Below are 24386 nucleotides of genomic sequence, written 5' to 3'. Positions count from 1 at the left end.
AAACATAAGGAGTTAAAATCTCCAATTTTGACATCTTTTTGAAAAAGAAAAAGTCTTCCTAGTCTTTGATTTATCAAGGACTAGGAAGACTATAAAGATTGTATTTTATTTATTTTAAACCTTTAAAATGAGAGGTTTACCTGAGCAATAAAGTTACGTCCAGGTCTAGCAATTTTCATAATATCTTGATGACGATAATAATATTTATCCAAAATATTTTCTACTCTCAAGTTGGCAGTGATTTTATTTTGTTTAAGGCTGAATGTTTTCCGTAATCCAGCGTGTAGTAGGGTTACCTCTGGAGTGCTGGTTTCCCCATAAAATTCAGGACTGACTTTATTTTGTTTGCCATAGTAAGCAATATCAAATTGACCAGTCCAGCCTTTCACATTTAATATGATGGAGTTTGTATTTGTAAATGGAGAAATTAAAGGCAAATAGTTTCCTTGATAATCCTTTCCTTCAGAGTAGGTCATTGTACTATACCAATCTAAGTTTTTAAGGATTTTTAGCCGCAATGCTAATTCGGCACCAAGAACATTTGCATTTGGCAAATTGTTACTTTGCTTTACTCCTGTTGCTCCAATGGTCATCACCTGAAAATCCTTATTGATTACACCTGCAATGTAATCATTGAAATAATAGTTATAAGCTGTTGCTTCTAGCCTTAGCCAAGGCAACTGATAGCTAACACCAAGACTTGCTTGTATGGATTTTTCGGTTTTTAGGTTTATGTTTCCTAAGTAATCATAATTATCCAGTCGATTAAATAAGTAGAAACCATAATATTCCTGCAAACTTGCAGCCCTATTTGCATAGCCAATTTTAGCCATAAAATGCAAGTTTGCATCGTAATGGTAATGACCAGTAAGATTAACATTTGCAATGTGATTAGAGCGGCTTAAATCTTCCGTATTCATGCTGGATAATTGATCTTTTCCTTCTTGGCTAAAAATACTTGAATTTATATTGCTATAAGTGCCTAAAAACTCTAATGCCCATTGTTGTGTAAGATAAATTCTGTCTGAAACATCAAGACTTATCATATTTCGTTGGGCATCTGGAAGAGTAAACATAAACATACTATTTCCTTGAGAAGGATACATAGTCATATTTGCGGTTAATCTATTTAAATAACCATTGATCCTTGCCTGAATAAAATGATTTTTTAGAGAATAACCGGTTTCTGAATAAAAGCCTGCTGTCCAAGATAAACCCGGCATATCCATGTGCATAGGAACAGTTTCGATTGGACGTTTGGTATCATCCATTGCATGGTCTATATGGTTAAAATAGATTTTTGATTTGATATCACTTAATCCGGAAATATTAGATGTATAGGTGTGCGTAATAGACCCAATATTTGCGTTAGCAAAAGCAACATCCATGGTCAATGCTGGATAGCCAATATTTTGTCCATAATCAGCTAGATATTGAGCTATAATCTGATTTTTCTCATTTAGTTTGTATTTTACAGCAATGGATCCATTCCATTTTTGAAATTGAGAATTAGGAACAATCTGTTCATTTGCAGATCGGTAATTTTGTGCCTTTCTAAAGATTCCATTCAATAATATCCCAAACTTTCCAGAACTATAATTCATAGTTGCAAAAGTTTGAACAGCTTGGGAATTAGTTTCAAATCCAGTACCAACCATTCCCTTTAACTTTGGCATTTCACTTAATTCAGGAGTTGCTAATTTAAAATCTACCCCACCAGCTAAGCCTCCAGCATAGTTATTAAATGATGGACCAAGATTAACATTAATCTGTTGCAGGTTACTAGGTTCAACATAGGAACTAACCGGATCCATCCGATCTGTACAAGCGCCGAAAACAGCCATTCCATCAATACTTAAGCTAATCTGTGCAGCATTCAAACTTCGAATAGTTGGCTCCCAGGCATAACTACCCCTACGAATCATCTGTACTCCTGCTATTCGATCTAAAATTTGATCAATATTAGCCTGTTTTGATGCCCTTTGCTCCTTCTCAAGTTGTTTGGTAATTCCAACCTGACTGGTAACAACCACCTCTTCGATTTCTTGGTTCTTTAAGGTATCCTGATGAACATGATGTTGTGCAAAAGCATTCAGATTTATCATTAGAAAACCCAAGCTGCATAATAATGGAATGGCTTTCATAATCGTCGTATTAAATAAAACTTAAATTTTTATTAGAAGTTATTGTTAGAACAAAACATCTAAAAAGACCTCTTCAGCTAATTTTACGTTTGCCTTATTGATATTGAAAAACAATCTCCAATCTCCAGTCATTGTAAAATTGACCTTCCCTACATAACGTCCTTTTCCCAGACCAGTAGGGTTTTGATTATTTGGAGATCCATGCTCCATGGAAGTCATCTCTGGAGTAAAATCAAGTGTTAAATCATCTTGGACAGGATATGAAAACATAGACTCTCTTAAGAATATCATAACTTCTAAATCATTCATTCCAATTTTTGGTTGATTGGGTTCTACCAATGATAACACATATCGTTTGTTGTCATTTGCTGTAAATGTTTTTACAGGTACATTTCCCTTTAATGCCTCTTTGACAAGTACTGGCACAGAAACCTCCTCATCAGCAATTTTTAAATCAAGGGTCCAACTTCCTGACTCACCTGATGCCATTGTAAAGACTACAAAACCTTCAAATAATCCTGAGCTAGAATCAAAGGTTAGAGGGCCATTTGGCGCTCCATGTTTCATTGTTCCCATATCCATGGTCGGTACTAGGGATATATTACCTGGATTTATTGCTTTTCCGTCTTTTTCAATTTTCACATAGATGTTCTTATATCCAATTTGAAAATCGCAATCAGATAAAATGCTCAATTGATTGCCATTAGCAAGGGCTTTTGTTGCAATTACAGTTTTATCATTAATAGGATTTTCAAGGTTTTCATCTTTTTGACATGCATTCATCAACAGAGCGACTATACTCCAGAAGATGACGTTTAATATATTTTTCATGATTTGTTTATTTATTATTTTTTATTCAGTTCATCTCTACCTTCTGGTGTCATCCGATCTATATTCCATTCAGGATCCCAAATCAGTTGGATATTTATTTCTTTGTCTGAAAATGTATTTTTAAGACTTCGTTCTACTCCGAGTAAAATAGTTTCAGCCATTGGACATGCTGGAGTGGTTAATGTCATTTCTACTATTAGTTTATTAGCCTTTGAAAAATCTAAGGCATAAATTAGTCCCAAATCCAGTACATTAATTCCTAATTCTGGATCCATCACCATCATCAAAGTTTGTTTTGCCTTTAACTCCTCTGCCGCATATTTTGATGTAAGATTAATTTCCATGGTGAATATTTGGTTTATGAGCTATCACTTTAAATACATTTAAGAGGTAACAGACAGATAGCAAAATCCATAGCCCTGTTGATATATCAATCATCCATCTTATCTTAAAAATTATGGATGTAACTGTTATTGACAGACTAATTAGAAAAAGGTAATATTGGATCTTGATTAAGATCGAGCTATATAAATCTTTAGGAAGAGGCACTTTGACATTTCCATTTAAGTTTTTGTAGGCTAAATTCCAGATGATAAAAGGCAATGTCTTAAAGGTCATACCTAAGATTATGCCGGTTATCCAACCCAAAAAAATCCATGTACCGTATAAGGTTACCCAATTCCCAGATTCATATTGAATAACTAATGGAGAAGTCAGAAAGGCAATTATCAAACAAGCAAAGGAAATAATGGTATGCTTCATTGGAATATCTACTTTTTTCCTTAGCCTGTTTTTAATACAAACTATAATAAAGAATAACCAGCTGATAAACCCTAAGAATATAATGCCTCCAAAGACTAAAGAAAAGAAGCTTATTTGATTACGGTACGCATCGACTAAGAAAAGAAGTAAGCCAGCATTGATTAAGATTATGGAAATAAATAAGAGGATTTTTTTATCCGATTTACCTAATAGAAACATAGGTATCATTTTAGCTGCGGCACCTAAGATCAGTTGTAAAAACCAGCCAATAAATCCAGCATGGGCATGTAATTTTAAAATATCAAGGTGGCTTTTTGTCATAAAACTTTCTACAAGATTTATTGCTAATAATAATCCCACGGTGGTTGTAAAACAGAACCAAAACGCCGAAAGCATCCAATAAAGATTGAATTCAAAATTCTTATCAGTGTCTTTGCTTGTCAGCCAAACAATAATAAAATAGAGATAGGAAGATAGGGTAATTAATGACCCAGCAATGATCAACAGATAATTCGTTTTAAAAAACCAAAAACAATAAACCAATATGCTTGTCCCAAAGGTTAACAGGATATAGCTGAGGAAGGATAATGCTGGATATTTTAAATTCGTTTCAAAAATAACAGGGACTAATTGATAGGCAGCACCCATAATAATCATTGTCCCCCAACCAAGTGCCAACGTATGGACAATGGCTAAGACCTTTGGTTGGAAATAATGACCAAGGATTTCATTTCCTGTAGCAAATAGCAAAATACTAAAAACCAAGAAAAAGATAGCTGCAGTAATAAAAAAAGGTATTACCGCATATCCATTACTGGCATTATTTACATAACCTGCATTCATTTTATTTTATTATGGATAAATTAATATCCTGACATCATTTTCTGTCAACTCACTTACAAACACTCGATATGGCATATTCCCCAATTCTTCTAGAAGGTACAATGGAATTTTTCTATGTCTAACATTAATGGCTTCATTTGAGCCTAATATTTCTATCGCATGTAAAATGGTTTCCATTGGTTCAGGCATTGGAAGGGCCCTAACATCCAACTCCAATATCTTAAACTTATTAGAAATAATAAACTTTTCAATTACTTCGAATGGCACAAAAGAAATCATCGAATCCAATTTCTCAACTAAGTTTTTTGCCGTTGGTTTATAAAAATAAACATGGTATTCATCCAATGCTTTTTGTTCAACATATGATAAAGCACCTTTATCTTCTAACCTACTTATTAAAGGGTATGGAATAAATGAATTGATTATTGTGAGCAACCCATTTTTAGGCAATTCTTTATATAAGTTGAATATTTCTTTCAATGGATCGTTTCCAGCATCAATTAATGGACGTACGTCTAGTGATTTTTGACATGAATTGTATGCTAACCAATTAGGTTTGACATTAACTTTTTCTTGGTCATTTTCACTTTTTTGATCTTGTTCCTCCCAGAAATAACCTAAAGGAAGCAGGACATTTTTAAAAACCTGTATATCAACGTTTGCTATTTTTGAAGCTTCCTCAATATTAACACGAGGGGTTAAGACCTTTCTTAATAAAGGTATTCTAATCTTTCTTAAAGGTTTAGCAATAGAAGCAATCGCTTCTATGCTCAACTCATTTGCTTTAATTATATCCGATATTCTAGTGTATTGATTAATTTTCATAGCCTTATAGATTTCAAAATCAGGATCAACAATTGAAATTTCTACAAATCTTTTTTCTTAAAATGTCTAACAGAAAGCCATAAAGGAATAATGCACCATAAAAACATCACAACCAAAGTAATTCCCATTCCTAAAGCATTTCCGAAGAACTCTCTAAAGATGGCACCTGTATATCCCATCATTGCTGAAAGATCTAATTGTAATAGGATTAATATTCGGCAAATATCAATAGGATTAAACATGGATAATCCTACCATAATATTTTCGATAGGGTAATCCGAAAACTGGAACAACATGAATAAAACCAAGGCATCAAACAACAATCCGAAATATAACCACAAGAGAATTGCAAGTCCGATACCTTTGGCTTTATCCCTTATTAATACAGATGTCCACATCGCTATAGCTACGAATATTAGAGTGAGTAATAATCCGCAACCAATTAATGTTAAACCAGAAGTACTATAGGCGTATATGATAGTTGGAATTCCAACTCCAATCAAGAAAGAGAGACAAAGTGCTCCAGCTAGTCCAACAAAAATACTTAACCAAATATTCTCTCTTTTCAATGGTTGGCTTACTAACAAATTGATAAACTCAGCACTGTTATATAGGTAAATACTTGAAAAAACAATACTCACTAATGGCACAACAAATAGCACAATATTCAAAAGACTCACAAGTCCTTTTTCATAGTTATCTTCCATACTAAATACACTGATGGACAAGATAAGGAGTAGAATTGTGTAGAAAATAATCGTTCTATTTCTCAATAAATCGACAAAAACATAACGTATAATTTTATTCATGGAATCTCCTTATATTTTATGATCTGGAACTGCCATAACTTTTGCAATAGCTTTTGAGAGCTTATCAGTTCCGGTATCCTGCTTCAATTGATTAAGTGATTTATGGAATATTAATTTTCCATCTTGTAAATAAATAATTTGGCTTACCAAATCATCTAAATCACTAAGTACGTGAGAGCTTATAATGATCAGTTTATTTTGTTTCATTTCCTTCTGAATTTTTGCCTTTAGGATTTCAGAGGACAGGGGATCTAAGCCAGCTGTTGGCTCATCCAGAATCAGTGCTTTCGGGTTGAACATAAATGCGAGACAAGCACTAACTTTTTGTCTCGTCCCTCCAGAAAGAGTCCCCATTCTTTTACCTAAAAGAGCTGGTAAATCAAAGGAATTATATAGTTCGTAATCCAATTGGCTATCAGGCATTTTTCGAATATCCTTCATCATATCAAAGACTTGCCCAATAGTCATGTTTTCAGGATATTGGCCTACTTGAGGCATATATCCAATTTCGTTGCGATAGGTATATTTATGTTGAATATTTTGGCCTTCAAATTGAATAATTCCGGCATTTGGCACAACCATTCCTAGGATTGATTTTATAAGGGTAGTTTTACCACTTCCATTTGGACCGATCAAGGCTACGCATTCCCCACCATCTAGGGATAGGGTAATATCTTTTAGTACTTTGAATTTGCCAAAGTCTTTTGAAATATGTTGGATATTGATCATACTTTTACAGATTTCATTCGAGGGCTATCGTCTTTAAGCCCTTCAGGGGTTAAACTTGGCAATAACTTTTCCGTGCGGTCAAATAAGGTCACCATAAAACTTCTGAACAATAACATGGCCGAAGGGTATCTTTCTACCATCATTGAGAACAAGCTAACTGGTCGAAATGGGATGTCTCCTACTCCATCCTTGTTAAGGTCATATCCTTCATATTTATCCCAGTAATTATTTGCAAAATAATTTAGGGTCATTGTTCCATTTGTCGCAACATCGAAAGTATTTTGCAGAAAATTATTATTATTAAAAGTGTTATCCATGCAGCTAGCTTGAATTTTTACACCCCAACCATTTCCTTTAAATAGATTATTTTCTATATTTACTCTATTAGTTCCTTCCATAAAAATCGCAGCCGTATTTCGATCAAACTGGTTATTTATGATTTGGCTATCTGAAATATCCTTCAGCAATAATCCATAAGCAGCATCTCCCCAATTTTCTTCAAAAATATTGCCTTCCATGTGCACATGTTTCGTGTACATTACGGCAACACCAGCTCCATTAGCACGGAATGTATTTGCTATATAACTGTTGTCATGAGAAAACATAAAATGTAGACCATATCTTAGATTCCGTTCTGATAAATTCTGTAATACTTTAGTATGGGTGACGAACTCTAAATAAATACCGTCCCGATGACCTACTATAGTATTATTTTCAATATGCAGACTGTCCGACTTCCATCCATGAATACCATTTCCAATAAGTTGTTCGGCTTTTCCATAGGCTTGAATCTTATTACCATAAATTTCTACGTGTTTAGAATTTTGAGAATAGATTCCGAAAAAATTATCTTCTAAGATATTGTCAATTATTTTTACATGTTTAGTGTTATAAATTTTGACTCCGGCTATATCATTCATCGAAGAATGTCCTGACCCTCTTATCGTGAAGCCTTTTATTGTTACGAAGGGTGATTTCACAGATATTGGTTCAAATTTCTTCTCCCCATCAAGGATTACTTGACCAGAAGCCATTAAAGTTATTTGTTTATCAACTATAATATTTCCCTCTTTATAAAGACCTGCTTGCACGATGACGGTATCACCATTTTTTGCAACTGAGATTCCTTTTTTTATCTCCTTTATCGCGGAGGCATTGCCTACATGAATGGTAGCGGCATGGGACATGCCGGCTACCATGAATAAACAAATTATCGCACTAAATATTTTAAAATTTGGAGTTCTCATTATGCTGTATTTATTTCCACAGATCTTCCCATTTCAGGATAGTACCACCTAAGGATGCTTTTGTTTTTTCGAGGTCTTCCAGACTTTTGAATGCGGCAATATTTCCCCGCATTGGACTTTTCAATTCATCACTTTTCAGATAGAATAGTTTTTCTGCAGGCAACAAGCTGTTGCTCAAATAATCTGGTAAATAAAAAGCTGCAACTTCTTCTTTTTTAACATTGCTTTCCTTAACAAAGGAAATCATGCATTGAACATCATCGAAGTTATAAGTTCTTCCTTTTTTAGTTTGTAATTGTGTCCCAAATCTTTGGTCGCTTACTGTCATTTTACAATATGCGCATTGATCGGTACCATATTTAATTGGTTTCGGACCAATTTTACCTTGACATGCTTGAAAGCTAAGTGCTAATAAGAGCAAGGAGATAATCCCAATACTAAATAGTTTACTTTTTTTCATGTCTTAAGCGATTAATTGTTTTTTAGATTGTCGCCATTCTTGAAATACACAGTAGGCCAGGATTATACCACAAAGGATAAATATCCAACCACCTATATCCGGAATTGAATAGGCCCCAAAGTTCAATAATTGTTTATATCCAATTAATGGAGGTTGATAAGACATTCCTGGAACTTTTATAGGAGCATTAGGATCTAAATTGTGTCCATAATTATATTCCCAGATGTAAAAATCAACCATTGCAATAATTCCAAATGCCAGGAAGGCAAAGAATAGGATATAAATTAAGTTTCTTCTATTGCTCAAGCCTACAGCTATGAAAGCTAAAGCAAAGAATCCTATTATATAAGGTAGCACAGTAAATTCTATAAAATCCTGAGCATGTAGGGTTTTCATACCGATGTAGTGGTTCAATCCGTTAATGATTTCCACTTGTCCAGCCAGTTTATAGCTGTAAATCTGCAGTTCTAACCCTTCTGGGTATTGAGCTGCATCCAGCTCAATACGCCAAATAGGTAAGAAGATGACTGCTACTATAGCCAATCCACATAGTATCAATAAAGTACGGTGTAGTTTTGACATTCCAGTTGTAGTTTTCATCTCTATGTAGTTTTAGTTAGTAGTTTCTTGAGGTAGGTTTGTACCTAGACTATAAGTCAATGGAACATTATTACCTTTTTTAGAAATCCGTATATATCCTTGCATTTCTTGGTGAAGTGCACTACAGAAATCCGTACAGTAGAATGGGAAAACACCTACTCTGTCTGGTACCCATTTCAAGGTTTGAGTTTCACCTGGCATAATTAATAGTTCGCCATTTTTAGCCCCTTTGACTGCAAATCCATGTGGCATATCCCAGTCCTGTTCAATATTAGTTACGTGGAAATATACCTCATCTCCAAGTTGTATACCTTCAATATTATCTGGAGCAAAGTGTGATCTCACGGCTGTCAAATAGACATGAACTTCATTACCCTTTCTTTCCACACGAGCTTCTTTTTCTCCCTTAGCAGCATAAGGATTTGTGTTTTCTTCTATCTTGAAGATTTTCACACTTTTATCTTTAACCTTATCCGCCTTAATTGCTTGGGCATAGTGAGGCTCACCAATCGTTGGAAAATCAAGGATTAACTGCATTTTATCTCCAGATATATCAAAAATTTGAGCACTTTGTGACAATTCAGGACCAGTAGGTAAGAAACGGTCTTTCGTAATTTTGTTGTAAGCAACTACATATTTACCATCCGGATTTTTGGTGTCACCACCAGGAATCATCAAGTGACCTGTAGAATAATAAGTTGGAACACGGTCAATTACTTTTAAGTCTTTGATATTCCATTTAACAAGTTCTGAAGACACAAAGAATGAGGTGATAGCATTTCCTTTTCCGTCAAACTCGGTATGTAATGGCCCCAACCCTGGTTTTTCAACTTCTCCATAAAGAGCAGCTTCATATTTAATGATTGGAATTCCACCAAATTTTCCTTCGAACTGTTTCCCTTCAATAGCTTTTTGAATTTTATTAAATGAAAACACCGGAATTAATGCTGCTAGTTTTCCAGAACCTACGATATATTCACCAGTTGGATCCACATCGACACCATGCGGTGATTTAGGGCAAGGAATATAGTAACATAATCCTTCTAATTCCTCAGCTGTTAACACTACAGTTTCAGTTTTAAATTCTGTTTTAGAAGTATGCGATTTCTCATCATACTTATTATGCGCATATTTTAAACCTGAAACTTTTCTTCCTTTTCCAGCTTTCAAGTATTCCTCAGCTTTTTTCCAGTTAACCGCTAGAACAAAATCTTTATCATTCTTGGATGCATTTACTTCCAATAGGGTGTTAGCCTGTTCTGTGTTGTATGTAGAGAAAAAGAACCAACCATGAGATACACCTTTACCGGCACGGCTTAAGTCGTAGTTTACACCTGGAGTTTCAATTTGGAAAGCTAATTCCATATTTCCATTATCCTTATTTACACTTACGAAGCTTAGAGTTCCGCGGAAATTCTTTTTAAATGTATTGATAGGAACATCTCCAGATTCACCATCTACAGGTACAGAGAAACGAGTTCCTGCAACTACATATTCTGTATTTTCAGTAATATATGGCGAGGAGTGGTTACCACCGCTATTTGGTAATTCAAGGATTTCAGCAGTACGGAATGTTGTCAGGTCAACACGAGCGATACGAGGAGTATTATTTGCATTAACAAATACCCATCTTCCATCATAGTTACCATCGGTTTTGGATAATTGAACGTGGTGCAAATCGTCCCAAGGCACATTCCCGTGAGATGTCTCTAGCATTGGTTTTGTTTCTTCACTGAATCCCCATCCCTTTTCAGGGTCTAAGGAGAATACAGGGATTACACGAAGCAATCTACCTGATGGTAATCCGTAGACAGAAAGCTGTCCACTAAATCCTCCAGATACGAAGTTGTAAAATTCATCGTATTTTCCAGGAGCCACGTAAGCTTTCTCAGCTGCATTTCCACTTACAGCCTCACTTGCTCCTTTAGGTTTACAAGCCTGAAAGGTAGAGAACAGTGTAGCTGCAGCTAATCCTGTCAATAAATATTTTTTTAATTCCATTGTTTTATGATTTTAGGGTTAATAAAATGTCCATGTATTATTTCACACCATCATTTTCACGCATGTACTCATAAATTTTACGAGCATCATCATCTGTAAGGTTTTGATTTGGCATACGCACAAGACATAGTTCCAATTGAGCTTGTAACTCAGGGTCTTTGTCAATCATGGCATCTGGATTAGTAATAAAATTCATAATCCATTCAGGAGTTCTACGCTCTGAAACACCTTTCCATCCTGGTCCAACTAACTTCTCATCAGTCATTTTATGACATGATGCACATTTCAGTTCTGCAATGGTTTTACCTTCTTTTGCTAATGCGACATCCAATTTTTCTCCAACCTCAACTTTGTCAAACTTGCCCTCACCTCGGTGAGGATCATAGCTACTTGGATCTTTTGTTTCAGCTGCATTTTCTTCAGGGAAAGATCGCTCAGAAGACTTTTCACTATTGTTTGATGAGCATGCATATATGAATATGGCCATCAAAAAGAGTACGCTTAATTTTTTCATAGTTTCTAGAATTTTAACATAAACAATAATGTGTATTATGATTATTACAAAGGTATCTGCAATGCTGAACGTGATTTTATGCGTGAAATCATAAAATTTTGACCAAAACTATGGATATGTGGCAATAATAATATCAACACACTGAACATCAGTCGCTTAAGTGTTTTTTGATTTTAATCACTATTTGGAGTGACTAAAATCAACCCTTTCAAATAGCATTCTGGATATTTTTGTCTTAAATAAAAACACTAACACAGACGGTCATGATACCAACCGAATTACTCATTGAAAAAGGGGCAGTCACCAAGAAAGTTGAAGCGGGAGAGGTATTATATGCAGAACATGCTCCATCAACATTTTATTACCAAGTTATTTCAGGTAGAATAAGAATATGCAATTTCTTAGATGATGGAAAAGAGGTTTTACACAAAGTCATTGATCAAACAGAGGGCTTTGGTGAAGTTGCGATCATTGACGGTGGTCCTCATGTCGTTAGTGCAGTGGCAGATTGTCCGAGTATTTTATTAAAAATATCAGCTCACTCATTTCTTGAAATTCTAAAGGAATATAACAGCATCAATCTTTTAATAACACAACAGATTGCCAGAGACTTACGATTCAAGATGTTTCTAACTAGATTGATCTGGAGTCATAATCCTGAAGAAATTCTTGTTGGCTTAATAAAGCGTTTAAACGATGATCGAAAATTAATTTGTCCTGAATGTAATCGTCTCATGTTGACTAGACAACAGTTAGCAAACATGACCGGACTCAGAGTTGAAACCATTATTAGAACGATGAAACTACTTGAAAAGCAAGATAAGTTAACGATCGTAAAGGGGAAAGTATTCGTTCCTTCTGATGGCATTGGCGAAATTCAATATGATACATTAAAATGTTCATAAACCCAGATGATTGATGCTAAAGTCTCTTCAAAATATAAGCGCAAAAAAATGGATTATTATTTCAATAGTCAATTTTCTGATCGTAGGGATTTTCGGATTATTAATGCGTTTAAAATTTTTATACCCACTACCTTACTTTGATCAGAAAAACCTGATGCATGCTCATTCTCATTTTGCTTTTTCAGGATGGGTAACCCAAGCAATTATGATCTATATGATTATGATGGTTACAGGAATAAAAGTCAGCGATGCTATACCAAAGAAATATCAAAACATTTTAATTTGCAATTTTTTGGGATCTATTGGAATGCTAATAGCCTTTACGATTACAGGATATGCATTTCTTTCCATTGCTTTTTCATTTTGCATAGTTCTAATATCTTATTGGTTTGCTATTAGCATTTGGAAGGATTTAAATTCTTCCAACCTTTACAAATCAATAATTATCCTATTTAAGGCGGCTTTAATCTATAGCATCCTTAGTTCATTTGGGACATATGGTTTGGTTTATTTGAAGGTAACTCATCAGTTGGATCCACTGAAACAATTGGCGTCCGTCTATTTCTATCTGCATTTTCAATATAATGGCTGGTTCTTCTTTTCATGTTTAGGATTGGCTAATTATTGGGTTTTCAAAAATTCAGGAATAACACTAATTACAGAGCGATTTTCATGGAGTTACTCCTTAACAGTAATTCCGGCTTATTTTTTATCCGTTCTATGGTGGAAAAATTTTCCTAGCTGGCTCTATATCCTTTTATTAGTTACTGTAGTTCTCCAGATTTTTCTCTGGTATCGATTTTTTTCTAAATTAATATCCTTGAAAAGAGCTTCTCAAACGCTGAAATTACCCGATGTAGTTAATTTATTATGGCTTTGTGTTGGGATTGCAGTAAGCTTAAAACTAGTATTACAGGCAATATCCATTATACCAACCCTAAGCCAATTAGTTTATGGTTTTAGACCTATTGTTATTGCCTATTTACACTTGGTCCTTTTGGTAATTATTTCACTATTTTTATTAGGATATGCCTTTCTTTCTAATGGTCTTGGACTAAATAAAATGATTAAAATAGGAGTCTATGGTTTATTAATTGGTATTCTATTAAATGAATTCATTTTAATGATTCAAGGGATCGGTGGCTTACTAAGAATATCCATACATGGAACCCATGAAACATTGGGAATTGCCGCACTGTTAATTGTTATTAGTCTTTGTATCATCATTTGGAAACAAAAAAGTAGATTTATACAAAGAATTGAACATGGATAAGAATAATTCCCCGATTTTATTTGTTGCAGAAAAACTTCAGCTTGAGGATGTATTAAACGAGCATTCTTACCAGGAACAGTTTGATAAATTAGCCCATTATTTGGACCATCTCATAGCGACTGACTTTAATAAACTAATTAGCATTCTATATCGCGTAGATGTATCCGAAACAAAAGCTAGAGCTGCATTAGCTGCAGAAGCAGATAAATTCAGCCCCGGTCAAACATTAGCCAAACTACTTATTGAAAGAGAATCTGAAAAAATAAAGTTTAGGGAGCTCTATAAACGAAAGTAGTTTATGCCCTTGTTTCTCCTGCAATAAAGCTAAACCCTAGTCAATTTATAAGGAAAGACCTTACCAGATGCCCATTGCGCAACATACAGGTTTTCATCATCATCCACGCAAACATCATGTGGATGTGCAAAAATCTTATCTTGTTGACGAACTTGTTGAAGTAGTCCGTCTTTGTAGATAGGCTCTGTACCTCCAATATTGCTAATTACCTTATTATTCTTATCAAGTATGGTTACAAAACCAGAATTTTCAACATCCATCCCTGGAGATCTCAATACCGCAGCATATATATTATTTCCTTTGATTACAGGTCGGCAAACACATGCTCCTGGCATACTTATTACCCCCAATAACTTTCCGGAAGTATCGAACCTTTTAAAGCAATTCCTGGTTCTATCTGTTATCAGCAGAGATTTTTCACCATTCCTGTTATCAAAACAAATACCATGTGCATTATCAAGAAATGAATCACCCTCACCCCTTCCTCCAAAATGGTTTTTCAAATTGCCTTTATTGTCATAATGAAGGATGTGTTGAGCACCATAGCCATCTGCGATAAAAATATCACCATTGCTATCGACTGCGGTTTCTGTAGGCACAAATTCTTCTTTTTTATTATAAAGTCCTACCCCTAAAGGAGCATCAATTGTCAGTAAAATTTTCCCTGAAAGGTCTGTTTTATAAACCTGATGTTTATCGGTATCTGTAATATATAAGAATTCTGTACCATTTTCATTATGTAGAGTCAATCCATGCCCGCCGGGAAAATCATGTCCCCAGCTTTCTAATACTTTCCCGTCCTTATTGAAAACAATTACATTATTTTTTGTTTCATTTGTCAGTAGGATAATCCGCCCCTTTTTATCCTGTACCATTTCATGACAGTCTTTAACCATCAGATTAGGTGTATGTTTTGAAGCCCAATTTTTATCTAATGTATATTTCATTTTGTTATGACCATATACGATATCTTTAGGCTTTGCAAAGAGGTCCTTCATGATCAAAAGTCCTCCTGTTAAAATACTGCTTTTTTGGATAAAAGATTTTCTATTCATATTAATTTAGGGCTAAGTAATTACTTCAATATTATTTCGTCAACAAATAACCATGGAACGTTTCCATTACCTGGTAACCCCTCTGGTATTTTCGCATAATGCTTGGTTTTCAATCGTATGACACTAACATCTTGACTAGGGAGATGACAAGCAATTATTCTACGATTCCGAATTTTATCAGGCTTGTCCATTTCCAATTTTACTTTATTTAGGAGTTTCAAATTAAGTGTATCTGATCCGCCCCACACTTCAATATATTGAGGTGGATAGATATGTTGACCATAATCCTGTTTAATACTTAATGCTAATGTGTCAACTTTTACAGGATTATCAAAGTATAAACTTGCGCTAAGGTCATTTCCTTGAAAACCTAACCATTTACCATCTGCATTATTATTTCCACCGCTTTCCAAATCGAAGAAACTCTGTTCCTTCCTAGCTTTATACTGCTGGCTTGGCTTAGTTTCTAACGTAACTTTTTGAGGAGCAATAAATGTGGCATAAAAGTTCTGTCGAACCTCATTACTAGGCAACCAACCATCTTTCTTACCTTTTACCCTGAGCAGGGCATCCTTTTGAATTGGGAATGGAGATTTATAAAGCAAAGCAGATGTACTGTCTGGGTCACTTCCATCCAAAGTATAATGAAATTGAACTCCAGAAACAGGATGAGTTAATGAAACCATTATTTCTTTTTGAAAGAAGCTCCTTGATGGATTGATTTTAGGTGCGGTTAAAGCTAATTTTTGGCTAGCATCTAGTTTTACACCAGCATCTATTCTTAAGGTTGGATAATTTTTCTTTACAGCGTCAATATCTTCCTGTTTGATTGGAGTATTCCAAACATATACCTTCCGGATATTAGGCAGAGTAGCTAATTTTTCTAATCCCTCCTTTTTAACTTCCGTACCAATCAAACTTATGTTTTTGAGATTTTTTAAATCAGACAAAAGCATTACAGCATCATTGGATAACTTGGTATTGTTTAAATTCAAAATCCTTAGGTTTTTAAATTTCTTCAGGGTTTGAATATCATCGTTTTTTATTGGCATTGAACTTAGGTTCAATGAAACGACTTGATCAGATATTGGCAATAGGTCGGAAAGGGATTTATCGTTATAAAATTCTTTACCAAAAAAATTAACATCCAATGCAGGAGATCCTGCATCTAAAGGGGTAATAATCCGATATGGGGTGGTTAATTTTTTAATATCATTTTCATCAGCCGCCGCGAACTCATAAGTTTCAGCTCCTTCAAAGCCATACACAGCTCTTACAGATTGATATAATGTATCTTGATCATTAAAAGCTGATAATGGCACGTCGAATTTTCCTCCGCTTTTTACCCAAGCTTTTAATAAAGATATTTCATCAATACTCAATTGCGGTTTACCTTTTGGGGGCATTCGATGTTGATTTTCAATATCTAACAATAACCTTTCAATCATTAAGCTTTTAATTGGATCTCCTGCAATAAATAGTTTACCATTTTTTCCACCTTTCAGAATAGAACTACTATCTGAAAGAATTAAATCCCCTTTTGGCTTACTGGAATTATGACAACCCATACATTTTGCTTGTAAGATGGGCAATACCGCATCCTCAAATACCATTGCTGTTTCAGCATCTAATTCTTTTGAGTTTTTACTCAACAATGGGCTTGTAATAAAATCTTCACCATGTGTCAACGATGCACCAAAATGACCAACAAGTAATAGGATAACCATTGCCACATTGATTCCAACGGTAAATACCGGATGATATCCTGGGTTTTTTGTAAATCTTAGATACCCTAATAAGGCCATTGATAATAAGGAAAGAGCTACTCCGGTATATTTATGCCATTCATAACTGCTGCCATCAAAGCCGCCTTCTTTGGACAATACTAATCCCATGATGACCGTGATCGCTATAAGAAATGAACTTATAAAAAGTAGGGAATTAATTAAACTCTTAATCGTTGGCAATTCTTTTTCAATTCTATTTCGAAATAAAAAAAGAATCCATGTAATAATGAGAAGAACGATTGGAAAGTGCAATAATAAGGGATGCATCCTTCCGATGACTTGTAAGTAAACTGGTACCTGAATTCTATCTTCAAAAAGCAGGAAGAAAACGATAAAGCTGTTTAAGCCTAATAGTATATTGAAATGCAAATTTTTTAATGTCATCTATCTATCCAATTTAAGCAAGAATATCTTTGACAACATTACCAGCGACATCAGTGAGACGATATCTTCGTCCGAGGTGTTTATAAGTTAATTTTTCATGGTCAATTCCCAGGGTATGTAAAATTGTAGCATGAAAGTCATGGACATGAACAGGATTTTTCACAATATTATAGCCCAATTCATCTGTTTCTCCATAAACCATTCCTGGTTTTATTCCTCCGCCTGCCATCCAGATGCTAAAGCAACGAGGGTGATGATCGCGGCCATAATTATCCACTGTCAAACCACCTTGGCAGTAATTTGTACGGCCAAATTCCCCACCCCAAATCACTAAGGTTTCATCAAGTAAACCACGCTGTTTTAAATCGGTAATTAGTGCGGCAGAAGCTTGATCGACATCTTTTGCCTGTAAAGCCATTTCCCCTGGAAGTCCGCCATGCTGATCCCAGCCTTGATGATACAGCTGGACAAAACGAACTCCATTTTCGGATAGCTTCCGAGCTAGTAGACAGTTTGCAGCATAGGTCCCCGGCACTAGACATTCTGGACCATACATCTTTATAATGTGATCAGGCTCTTTTGAAAGGTCAGTTACCTCTGGAACGGAGGTCTGCATCCTATACGCCATCTCATATTGTTGAACTTTTGCAGTGATTTCTGGATCACCAAAAGTCTCATATTGCATACTATTGAGTTCTGAAAGCTTATCTAATAGTTTTCTTCTGCTCATTTTATCTGTACCCTCAGGATTATTTAAATAAAGTACGGGATCTGGCCCACCCATAAACTGCACACCTTGGTGGACAGAGTCTAAAAAGCCATTGGTCCATAGTTTTGAATAAACCCCCTGACCATTTCCCCTCCCTTTCGATACCAAAACACAGAATCCAGGAAGATTTTGATTTTCACTCCCCAATCCATAGCTCAACCACGCTCCCATACTTGCACGACTCCCTTGCTGTGATCCTGTTTGAAAGAAAGTAATCGCTGGATCATGATTAATCGCATCGGTATGCATGGATTTAATGATACATAGGTCATCCACAACTTTTGCCATATGTGGAAAAAGACTACTGACCCAAGCTCTACTTTGTCCATATTGCGCAAAATCGAAGTATGAGCCTACTAAAGGAAAGTTTGCCTGCCCTGCTGTCATTCCAGTTAGCCTTTGTCCTCCCCTGATTGATTCAGGAAGATCCTGCCCCATCATTTCCCTTAGTTTAGGTTTATGGTCAAAAGACTCCAATTGAGACACTCCTCCTGATTGGAACAAATAAATTACACGCTTTGCTTTTGGGGCAAAATGGGGTAAAGCTTTTTCAAATGCTTCCTGACTACCTGGTTTCCCAGAAAACAGGTCAGGAATCAATAATGCTCCCAAAGCAACACTTCCTATCCCTATACTCAGGCTTGAAAGGAATTGTCTTCTATTTTGGAACAGTTGTGCCTCTTTTATTTCTTTATCAAAATTGGAATCTTCTTTCTTTTTCATAACAATCTACAATTAGACTTCTAACCTTATTTTACCCTCTTGTCAATGTTTCTTCGAGATTATAAATGGCATGAACCACAGACATTAAGGCTGCCAATTTTACTTCCGGAATTTTTTGGTCAATTGGCGCTTCTCCTACTTTCAAAAATGCGGTTGCATCAGCTTTTTTCTCAGAAAACCTTGCGAATTCTTCTTTATAATATTGATCTAACAACTTCAATTCATCAGCTGTAGCATCTCGACATAATACTTTTTTGAAAGCGGTTTTAATAAGATCTGTTTCGCCTTTATTTGGGGCATTATTAATTAAATTGGTGGAATATACTCTAGCAGCCTCTAATATTGCAGGATCATTCATCATCACCAAAGCTTGTAGTGGAGTATTTGTCCTATTACGTTGAACCTCACAAGCATCACGGTTGCTAGAATCAAAAATCAGCATGTTTGGTGGTGGTAAGGTTAATTTAAAAAACACATATAATCCACGCCTATAGAGATCTTTACCATGGTCTTGAACATACTGCGCCAATGCACCACGACCAGAGCTACTAACTTCCCAAATGCCATCAGGTTGATAAGGTTTAATACTTGGCCCACCTATGGATCTATTTAACAAACCACTGGTAGCTAATACCTGATCCCTAATCATTTGAGCAGGCAACCTTAATCTTTTTGACCGAGCTAGGTAAATATTATCCGGATCCTTTTCTAAATGTTTTGAACTAATTTGGGAAGACTGTTTATAAGTTGCGGAACTGACCAATTGCTTGATTAATCTTTTCACATCCCAACCATTATTTTGAAAATCCAATGCCAACCAATCCAACAATTCAGGATGACTTGGCAAATCCCCCTGATTTCCAAAGTCGGCAACAGATGCTACCAAACCCCGACCAAAGATCATCGCCCACATTTGATTCACAAAAACCCTTGATGTCAATGGATTTTTTTCGCTAAATGTCCATTGAGCTAATCCTAATCGATTTGAAGCATATTTCGTGCTGTCAAATGGTAAAACTGATTGAGGTGTTTGTGGGTAAACTCTCTCTTTTGGCGCATCATAGACTCCCCTATCGAGTACATAAGTTGGTCGGATACTATCTCGTTCTCCCATTACGGAGACTGAAACATCCCCATCATCGGCATTCTGATTAACAAAATTCAAAATACCTTTAATATCCTCTTGGGTAACAGTTAATCTAGGAGTTTTTGATGGACCTGAATAAACCAATCCTTCCAATCCCTTTTCCAATGAATTATTAAAGAATGCATACATTCCGTAATAATTTTTCTGGGTAAATGGGTCATATTTGTGGTCATGACATTGGGCACATTCCATGGTTATCCCTAGAATTCCTTTTGCATAGGTATTTGTTTTGTCGAGTCCATAAGCTACTCGGTATTCCTCCTCAACAACCCCTCCCTCTTCCGTAATTTTATGATTTCTATTGAATGCTGTAGCTAGAATTTGTTCTTTGTTTGGATTAGGCAAAAGATCTCCAGCTAATTGCCAGGTAACAAATTGGTCATACGGCATGTTTTCATTGAAAGCATGGATTACCCAGTCTCGCCATGGCCATTGTGTCCTAATATCATCATCCTGATATCCATAGGAATCCGCATAGCGAGCAACATCCATCCAATGCAATGCCATTTGTTCCCCATAGGCTTTTGAAGACATTAAATCATCTATTAATCGGTCATAGGCCTTTGATGAAGTATCTTTTAAGAATCGCTCCATTACCTGTTCATCAGGAGGGAGCCCGGTAAGGTCTAAACTTACTCTACGTAATAATCGATTTTTGTCCGCTTCTGGATTTGGTTCAAATCCTGCCTTCAGCATCTTATCCAAAACAAACTTATCTATATCATTTTCGCCCCATTTTATTTTATTCTGTTGAGGGATTTCCGGCTTTACAGGAGCTGTAAATGCCCAATGAGGCTTATAAACAGCACCTTGTTTTATCCATTTTTCTATTAAGTCTATTTCATAATTGCTCAATGGCAAATTAGATGCTATTGGTGGCATTCGAAGGGTTTCGTCATCAGATGTAATGCGAAGAAATGCCTCACTAATATTGGGCTTCCCTGGCACGATTGCATGCTTATCTGGACTCTCTGCCAATGCCTTATATGCCCCTTCTTCAGTATCCAATCTTAATCCACCTTCTCTTGTATTATTGTCTGGTCCATGACAGGCAAAACACTTATCAGAAAGGATGGGCTTTATATCATAATTATAATCTACATATTTTGGCAATTCGAATTTACCTGAATCAGTACTTGTTGAATCCGAAGGACTGCACATTGTCAGCAGTCCAATCATTATAATCAAACCTATAATTACAGGAATAATTATTTTTGATTTACGCAGTATTATGACAGATTGTTTAGTTATCATCATAGTATTAAGTCTTTTCATTGAACACAAATTCGGATCTTTGGGATCCTAATTGTCTATTTTTATAATGGTTATTGAAAGTCTATTTAATTTTCCTTTATGAAATTGAATAGATCTTATATTTCTATTTACTTGCAATTGATGAAAAAGATAAGATATAGGCTACCATAGCTTCAGCATCTTCGGTTTTTAATTTAGGGTGGGCGCTCATTTCAGCATTTCCCCATGCCCCACGACCACCATGTATTATTCGTTGAGCCAATATCTTAATGAACACTTCCTTTCGCGGATACCTTAAGTCAATATCAGAAAATGCCGGTCCAATTAGTTTTTTATCTTCTTTATGACATGTATAACAGTCAGAATAAGATATCATGACCTTTCCCCTTTCAATAATACTGGAATCTATTTCTTCGTCACTGCCATTTATTGCACGTATATATGATTCTCTTTTGTCAATAGCTTTTATGTTCAATTGTGAATCCTTGGAATTCGAGTCCGAATTGCATCCAACAATGGAATGGAAGCATAATGAATAAAATACAATCTTAATAATCGACCTTTTCATAAAGAAAATGATTCCTGGATTTAAGGAAATACATGAAGGTTTATAGCATTAAATGATAATTGTTTAAAAATCAATTGATTATTACATGAATTTAAGAAAATTCCATCAGCAAGTAAAAATTTTAAAGAACTATCAATGCAATGGTTACATTTCCCCTTATGCATAGTTGATGATTTGACACAAAAAAATGCACCAATTCACTTTAGAGCTTCTCCAAAGTCTATTAAATAAGGAATAGTCCGAGTTTTTAATTAGGTTAAACTAAATTATACAATCTTTTTAATATAACCAAACAAATGAAAAACTTTGTATAAACATATCTTAATTAGATGCTGGATATCTTTTGATTAAAACTTTAATATTGATTGATCAGATCTGCAATTTTTGAACTCCAGATTTTATAACCATCAGAACTTAAATGGAGATAATCTCCCCCATATAGTTCGGTTTTTAAGGATCCATCTGTGTTCACAAACCATGAGGTTGGATTTATATAATGAATATCGCTAAGATTTGATTTGGCTAAAATTTCATGAATTTTACGACATGCAATTCTATTTGAACTGTTCATTTCTTTCCCTGCAGGTAAAAGGCCGAATAGGATTATTTTTGTATTTGGCATCTGTTTTTTTGCTTCAATAGCACAGGCAATTATTCCAGCTGCAATATCTTCGGGTTCATCTCCCGGAGTCACATTGTTTATTCCAATAGTAATGACGGCATATTCAGGTTGGGCTACATTATAGTTTTGATTTTGAAGACGCCAAAGGAGGTTTTGAGTTTTGTCACCTGAAATACCTGCAGTTTCCCATGCCTTACCTTTCATAGCTGTATCCATGAAGTCCTTTCCCTGCTTAGTATTAATTAATGTCCTGCTACCACCAAATCCTTGGGTAATAGAATTACCTAACAACAATAAAGTCACTTTCTTATTTTCCAGGGTATGTTGAATATCTTGAGCAACATCATGCCAATCTGATCCGTTAATCCAACCCGCTCCAGAACGAAATTCATTACCTGGGACCGCTTTTATGCATCGGTTTTCAAAATGACCTGTAGCCTTCAAGATAAACTCCACAATGGGCTCTGGATTATTCAGAGAATGTGGATGATGGCCGATATCTTTTTTATGGATGACTTTTATGAAGGCTCCCAATTTATTTAATCGATTTTCGAATATTTCGGTATTTTCATTGACTGGCACGACCTCATCAGCATCACCGACAACATGAATCAAGGGAATTTTAGATGAAGCCATGACTTGAGCATGATCAATTGGGTTCTTTTTCCAATTCATAGCCTCAGTCTCATTATTAAAACCATATGCTTTCAACAATCTTTGGCTGTCCTCTTTTGAACCTGGAGAGGTGCCTTTTCCTAAAGGCCAGCTTTTGAAATCCATGACAGGGGCATCAGCGTAGATAGCTGAAACCTGAGCCGGATTTTTGGCCGCCCAATTATAAACAATTAATCCTCCTCGACTCATCCCTTCCAACACTGGTTTTGTATGTAGTCCTGCCTGAGTTGCCAATTCATAAAATGTATCCCACCTTGCAATAGCTTGGTCAGAGCCATATAGATCACTCACATCACAATAAGTGAGGTAAAAACCCCTTTCTAATAAATCAATGTCAGTTTGAGGCTCATGACCCCAAAATCTTGCCCTCCAAATCCATGGGTTACCGTTCGCTGGACTTTTAGGTTTCACTATAAAATACTCAACACCATCATTGAGAAATTTATAGCCCTTATATCCATGGAAATTAAATTCTGAAACTGGCTTTAACTTAAAATTAGCAATTGCATCTGTCCATTTTTTCTCATTATTTGAAATTGAATGATATATCTTTTCTGCAATCTTACCTGCGGCAATTGAAGATATATTTTTTTTATCTGGCATTAAGTGATCACTCCATTCATTTCCGAAAATATGACGCAGATTGACAATCTTTAAATCTGAATTATAAGCTAATTCTTCATAAATAGGAGCATATTTCTGTTGAAGTGCTGCCTCGACTTCAGAATTATTGAAATTCCTCAATGGAGATAATAATATGATTTCTGGACTTTCAGATATGTTCTGATATTTTTTTATAATCCCTTTTAATTCTTCCTTAAATTCTACTGTATAATTTGCCTCACTGAATTTACTGAAGTCTGGCTTGATATCAATTATGATGATTTGAGCTTTGCTTATTACTGATTTTTGAAATTCTTCTGTAAGCATATAATCTATGGTATCCAAACTTCCAAGGTTTTGAACATTATATTCTTTCCCTAAAAAAAAGGATAGTTGAGCGGGGTAAGAATTAAGATCTCTATTTGTAATATTGTTTCCGTAGGTAAACCCATTACCAACACAAATTACCTTAATTTGGGCGAAACTTTGATGAATTGCAAATACAAAGAATAAGATTAAAATAACCTGATTTAAGGATGACTTGCTCATGATAGGTTTATT

General features: G+C 35.3%; 21 protein-coding genes. 3 read left to right on the top strand and 18 right to left on the bottom strand.

Annotated features, from left to right (window positions below):
• Positions 1-122: 122 nt before the first annotated feature.
• From E0Y80_RS02130 to E0Y80_RS02080, 12 genes are read right to left on the bottom strand one after another with little or no spacing between them, the layout of a single operon-like run.
• Positions 123-2144, bottom strand: coding sequence for a TonB-dependent receptor (locus E0Y80_RS02130; protein WP_156305753.1), 2022 nt, complete (start codon positions 2142-2144; stop codon positions 123-125).
• 45 nt (positions 2145-2189) lie between these two features.
• Entirely contained in the window at positions 2190-2975 is a 786-nt protein-coding gene (locus E0Y80_RS02125) for a FixH family protein (RefSeq protein WP_156305752.1), read from the bottom strand.
• A 14-nt stretch (positions 2976-2989) separates the two neighbouring features.
• Complete coding sequence (locus E0Y80_RS02120; RefSeq protein WP_197091456.1) at positions 2990-3319, bottom strand: metal-sulfur cluster assembly factor; 330 nt, start codon at positions 3317-3319, stop codon at positions 2990-2992.
• Positions 3309-4580 (bottom strand): hypothetical protein, encoded by a 1272-nt coding sequence (locus E0Y80_RS02115; protein WP_156305751.1) that lies wholly within the window; start codon positions 4578-4580, stop codon positions 3309-3311. The genes E0Y80_RS02120 and E0Y80_RS02115 overlap by 11 nt, the downstream gene beginning before the upstream one ends.
• A 9-nt stretch (positions 4581-4589) precedes the next feature.
• Positions 4590-5405, bottom strand: a complete 816-nt coding sequence (locus E0Y80_RS02110) for a DUF2249 domain-containing protein (protein WP_156305750.1) — start codon at positions 5403-5405, stop codon at positions 4590-4592.
• A gap of 41 nt (positions 5406-5446) precedes the next feature.
• Positions 5447-6214: an ABC transporter permease gene (locus E0Y80_RS02105; protein WP_156305749.1), complete on the bottom strand. Its 768-nt coding sequence runs from the start codon at positions 6212-6214 to the stop codon at positions 5447-5449.
• A 9-nt stretch (positions 6215-6223) separates the two neighbouring features.
• Positions 6224-6943 (bottom strand): ABC transporter ATP-binding protein, encoded by a 720-nt coding sequence (locus E0Y80_RS02100; RefSeq protein ID WP_156305748.1) that lies wholly within the window; start codon positions 6941-6943, stop codon positions 6224-6226.
• Positions 6940-8190, bottom strand: a complete 1251-nt coding sequence (locus E0Y80_RS02095; RefSeq protein ID WP_156305747.1) for a nitrous oxide reductase family maturation protein NosD — start codon at positions 8188-8190, stop codon at positions 6940-6942. Before E0Y80_RS02095 ends, E0Y80_RS02100 begins: the two co-directional genes overlap by 4 nt.
• Before the next feature lie 10 nt (positions 8191-8200).
• Positions 8201-8650 carry a nitrous oxide reductase accessory protein NosL gene (locus E0Y80_RS20590; protein ID WP_197091455.1) on the bottom strand — a complete coding sequence of 150 codons (450 nt, stop codon included), beginning with the start codon at positions 8648-8650 and terminating at the stop codon, positions 8201-8203.
• A 3-nt stretch (positions 8651-8653) separates the two neighbouring features.
• A complete protein-coding gene (locus E0Y80_RS20585; RefSeq protein WP_231595886.1) occupies positions 8654-9250 on the bottom strand; it encodes a hypothetical protein in 597 nt (198 codons plus the stop codon).
• A 12-nt stretch (positions 9251-9262) separates the two neighbouring features.
• Complete coding sequence (gene nosZ, locus E0Y80_RS02085) at positions 9263-11251, bottom strand: Sec-dependent nitrous-oxide reductase (protein WP_156305746.1); 1989 nt, start codon at positions 11249-11251, stop codon at positions 9263-9265.
• A gap of 37 nt (positions 11252-11288) precedes the next feature.
• Entirely contained in the window at positions 11289-11765 is a 477-nt protein-coding gene (locus E0Y80_RS02080; protein WP_156305745.1) for a c-type cytochrome, read from the bottom strand.
• 263 nt (positions 11766-12028) lie between these two features.
• On the opposite strand from E0Y80_RS02080, the gene E0Y80_RS02075 reads away from it, so the two are divergent.
• The 3 genes from E0Y80_RS02075 to E0Y80_RS02065 are packed head-to-tail and all read left to right on the top strand — an operon-like array spanning position 12029 to position 14238.
• Entirely contained in the window at positions 12029-12670 is a 642-nt protein-coding gene (locus tag E0Y80_RS02075) for a Crp/Fnr family transcriptional regulator (protein ID WP_156305744.1), read from the top strand.
• A gap of 13 nt (positions 12671-12683) precedes the next feature.
• Complete coding sequence (locus tag E0Y80_RS02070; protein ID WP_156305743.1) at positions 12684-13943, top strand: hypothetical protein; 1260 nt, start codon at positions 12684-12686, stop codon at positions 13941-13943.
• Positions 13936-14238: a hypothetical protein gene (locus tag E0Y80_RS02065; RefSeq protein ID WP_156305742.1), complete on the top strand. Its 303-nt coding sequence runs from the start codon at positions 13936-13938 to the stop codon at positions 14236-14238. The genes E0Y80_RS02070 and E0Y80_RS02065 overlap by 8 nt, the downstream gene beginning before the upstream one ends.
• Positions 14239-14267: 29 nt before the next feature.
• On the opposite strand, the gene E0Y80_RS02060 is transcribed toward E0Y80_RS02065, so the two are convergent.
• The 6 genes from E0Y80_RS02060 to E0Y80_RS02035 all read right to left on the bottom strand — a co-directional run bounded on the left by E0Y80_RS02060 (position 14268) and on the right by E0Y80_RS02035 (position 24374).
• Complete coding sequence (locus tag E0Y80_RS02060) at positions 14268-15293, bottom strand: NHL repeat-containing protein (protein ID WP_156305741.1); 1026 nt, start codon at positions 15291-15293, stop codon at positions 14268-14270.
• A gap of 20 nt (positions 15294-15313) precedes the next feature.
• On the bottom strand, positions 15314-17464 hold the full coding sequence (locus tag E0Y80_RS02055) for a c-type cytochrome domain-containing protein (RefSeq protein WP_156305740.1): 2151 nt from the start codon (positions 17462-17464) through the stop codon (positions 15314-15316).
• Positions 17465-17477: 13 nt separating this feature from the next.
• Positions 17478-18956: a DUF1501 domain-containing protein gene (locus E0Y80_RS02050; RefSeq protein ID WP_156305739.1), complete on the bottom strand. Its 1479-nt coding sequence runs from the start codon at positions 18954-18956 to the stop codon at positions 17478-17480.
• A gap of 31 nt (positions 18957-18987) precedes the next feature.
• A complete protein-coding gene (locus tag E0Y80_RS02045) occupies positions 18988-21378 on the bottom strand; it encodes a PSD1 and planctomycete cytochrome C domain-containing protein (RefSeq protein WP_197091454.1) in 2391 nt (796 codons plus the stop codon).
• A gap of 103 nt (positions 21379-21481) precedes the next feature.
• Positions 21482-21925, bottom strand: coding sequence for a c-type cytochrome (locus E0Y80_RS02040; protein ID WP_156305738.1), 444 nt, complete (start codon positions 21923-21925; stop codon positions 21482-21484).
• Positions 21926-22280: 355 nt separating this feature from the next.
• Positions 22281-24374 carry a GDSL-type esterase/lipase family protein gene (locus tag E0Y80_RS02035; RefSeq protein WP_156305737.1) on the bottom strand — a complete coding sequence of 698 codons (2094 nt, stop codon included), beginning with the start codon at positions 24372-24374 and terminating at the stop codon, positions 22281-22283.
• Positions 24375-24386 lie beyond the last annotated feature (12 nt).

Origin of the sequence: Sphingobacterium endophyticum (assembly GCF_009733535.1) — a bacterium.
Taxonomy (GTDB): domain Bacteria; phylum Bacteroidota; class Bacteroidia; order Sphingobacteriales; family Sphingobacteriaceae; genus Sphingobacterium; species Sphingobacterium endophyticum.
Note: the sequence above shows the minus strand (reverse complement) of the source record. Positions and strands in the feature narration are given on the sequence as shown.

Bases quoted from the DNA above. Each gene is read 5' to 3' on its own strand.
- E0Y80_RS02130 (WP_156305753.1), bottom strand. From the start codon at position 2,144: ATGAAAGCCATTCCATTATTATGCAGCTTGGGTTTTCTAATGATAAAT.
- E0Y80_RS02125 (WP_156305752.1), bottom strand. From the start codon at position 2,975: ATGAAAAATATATTAAACGTCATCTTCTGGAGTATAGTCGCTCTGTTG.
- E0Y80_RS02120 (WP_197091456.1), bottom strand. From the start codon at position 3,319: ATGGAAATTAATCTTACATCAAAATATGCGGCAGAGGAGTTAAAGGCA.
- E0Y80_RS02115 (WP_156305751.1), bottom strand. From the start codon at position 4,580: ATGAATGCAGGTTATGTAAATAATGCCAGTAATGGATATGCGGTAATA.
- E0Y80_RS02110 (WP_156305750.1), bottom strand. From the start codon at position 5,405: ATGAAAATTAATCAATACACTAGAATATCGGATATAATTAAAGCAAAT.
- E0Y80_RS02105 (WP_156305749.1), bottom strand. From the start codon at position 6,214: ATGAATAAAATTATACGTTATGTTTTTGTCGATTTATTGAGAAATAGA.
- E0Y80_RS02100 (WP_156305748.1), bottom strand. From the start codon at position 6,943: ATGATCAATATCCAACATATTTCAAAAGACTTTGGCAAATTCAAAGTA.
- E0Y80_RS02095 (WP_156305747.1), bottom strand. From the start codon at position 8,190: ATGAGAACTCCAAATTTTAAAATATTTAGTGCGATAATTTGTTTATTC.
- E0Y80_RS20590 (WP_197091455.1), bottom strand. From the start codon at position 8,650: ATGAAAAAAAGTAAACTATTTAGTATTGGGATTATCTCCTTGCTCTTA.
- E0Y80_RS20585 (WP_231595886.1), bottom strand. From the start codon at position 9,250: ATGAAAACTACAACTGGAATGTCAAAACTACACCGTACTTTATTGATA.
- nosZ (WP_156305746.1), bottom strand. From the start codon at position 11,251: ATGGAATTAAAAAAATATTTATTGACAGGATTAGCTGCAGCTACACTG.
- E0Y80_RS02080 (WP_156305745.1), bottom strand. From the start codon at position 11,765: ATGAAAAAATTAAGCGTACTCTTTTTGATGGCCATATTCATATATGCA.
- E0Y80_RS02075 (WP_156305744.1), top strand. From the start codon at position 12,029: ATGATACCAACCGAATTACTCATTGAAAAAGGGGCAGTCACCAAGAAA.
- E0Y80_RS02070 (WP_156305743.1), top strand. From the start codon at position 12,684: ATGCTAAAGTCTCTTCAAAATATAAGCGCAAAAAAATGGATTATTATT.
- E0Y80_RS02065 (WP_156305742.1), top strand. From the start codon at position 13,936: ATGGATAAGAATAATTCCCCGATTTTATTTGTTGCAGAAAAACTTCAG.
- E0Y80_RS02060 (WP_156305741.1), bottom strand. From the start codon at position 15,293: ATGAATAGAAAATCTTTTATCCAAAAAAGCAGTATTTTAACAGGAGGA.
- E0Y80_RS02055 (WP_156305740.1), bottom strand. From the start codon at position 17,464: ATGACATTAAAAAATTTGCATTTCAATATACTATTAGGCTTAAACAGC.
- E0Y80_RS02050 (WP_156305739.1), bottom strand. From the start codon at position 18,956: ATGAAAAAGAAAGAAGATTCCAATTTTGATAAAGAAATAAAAGAGGCA.
- E0Y80_RS02045 (WP_197091454.1), bottom strand. From the start codon at position 21,378: ATGAAAAGACTTAATACTATGATGATAACTAAACAATCTGTCATAATA.
- E0Y80_RS02040 (WP_156305738.1), bottom strand. From the start codon at position 21,925: ATGAAAAGGTCGATTATTAAGATTGTATTTTATTCATTATGCTTCCAT.
- E0Y80_RS02035 (WP_156305737.1), bottom strand. From the start codon at position 24,374: ATGAGCAAGTCATCCTTAAATCAGGTTATTTTAATCTTATTCTTTGTA.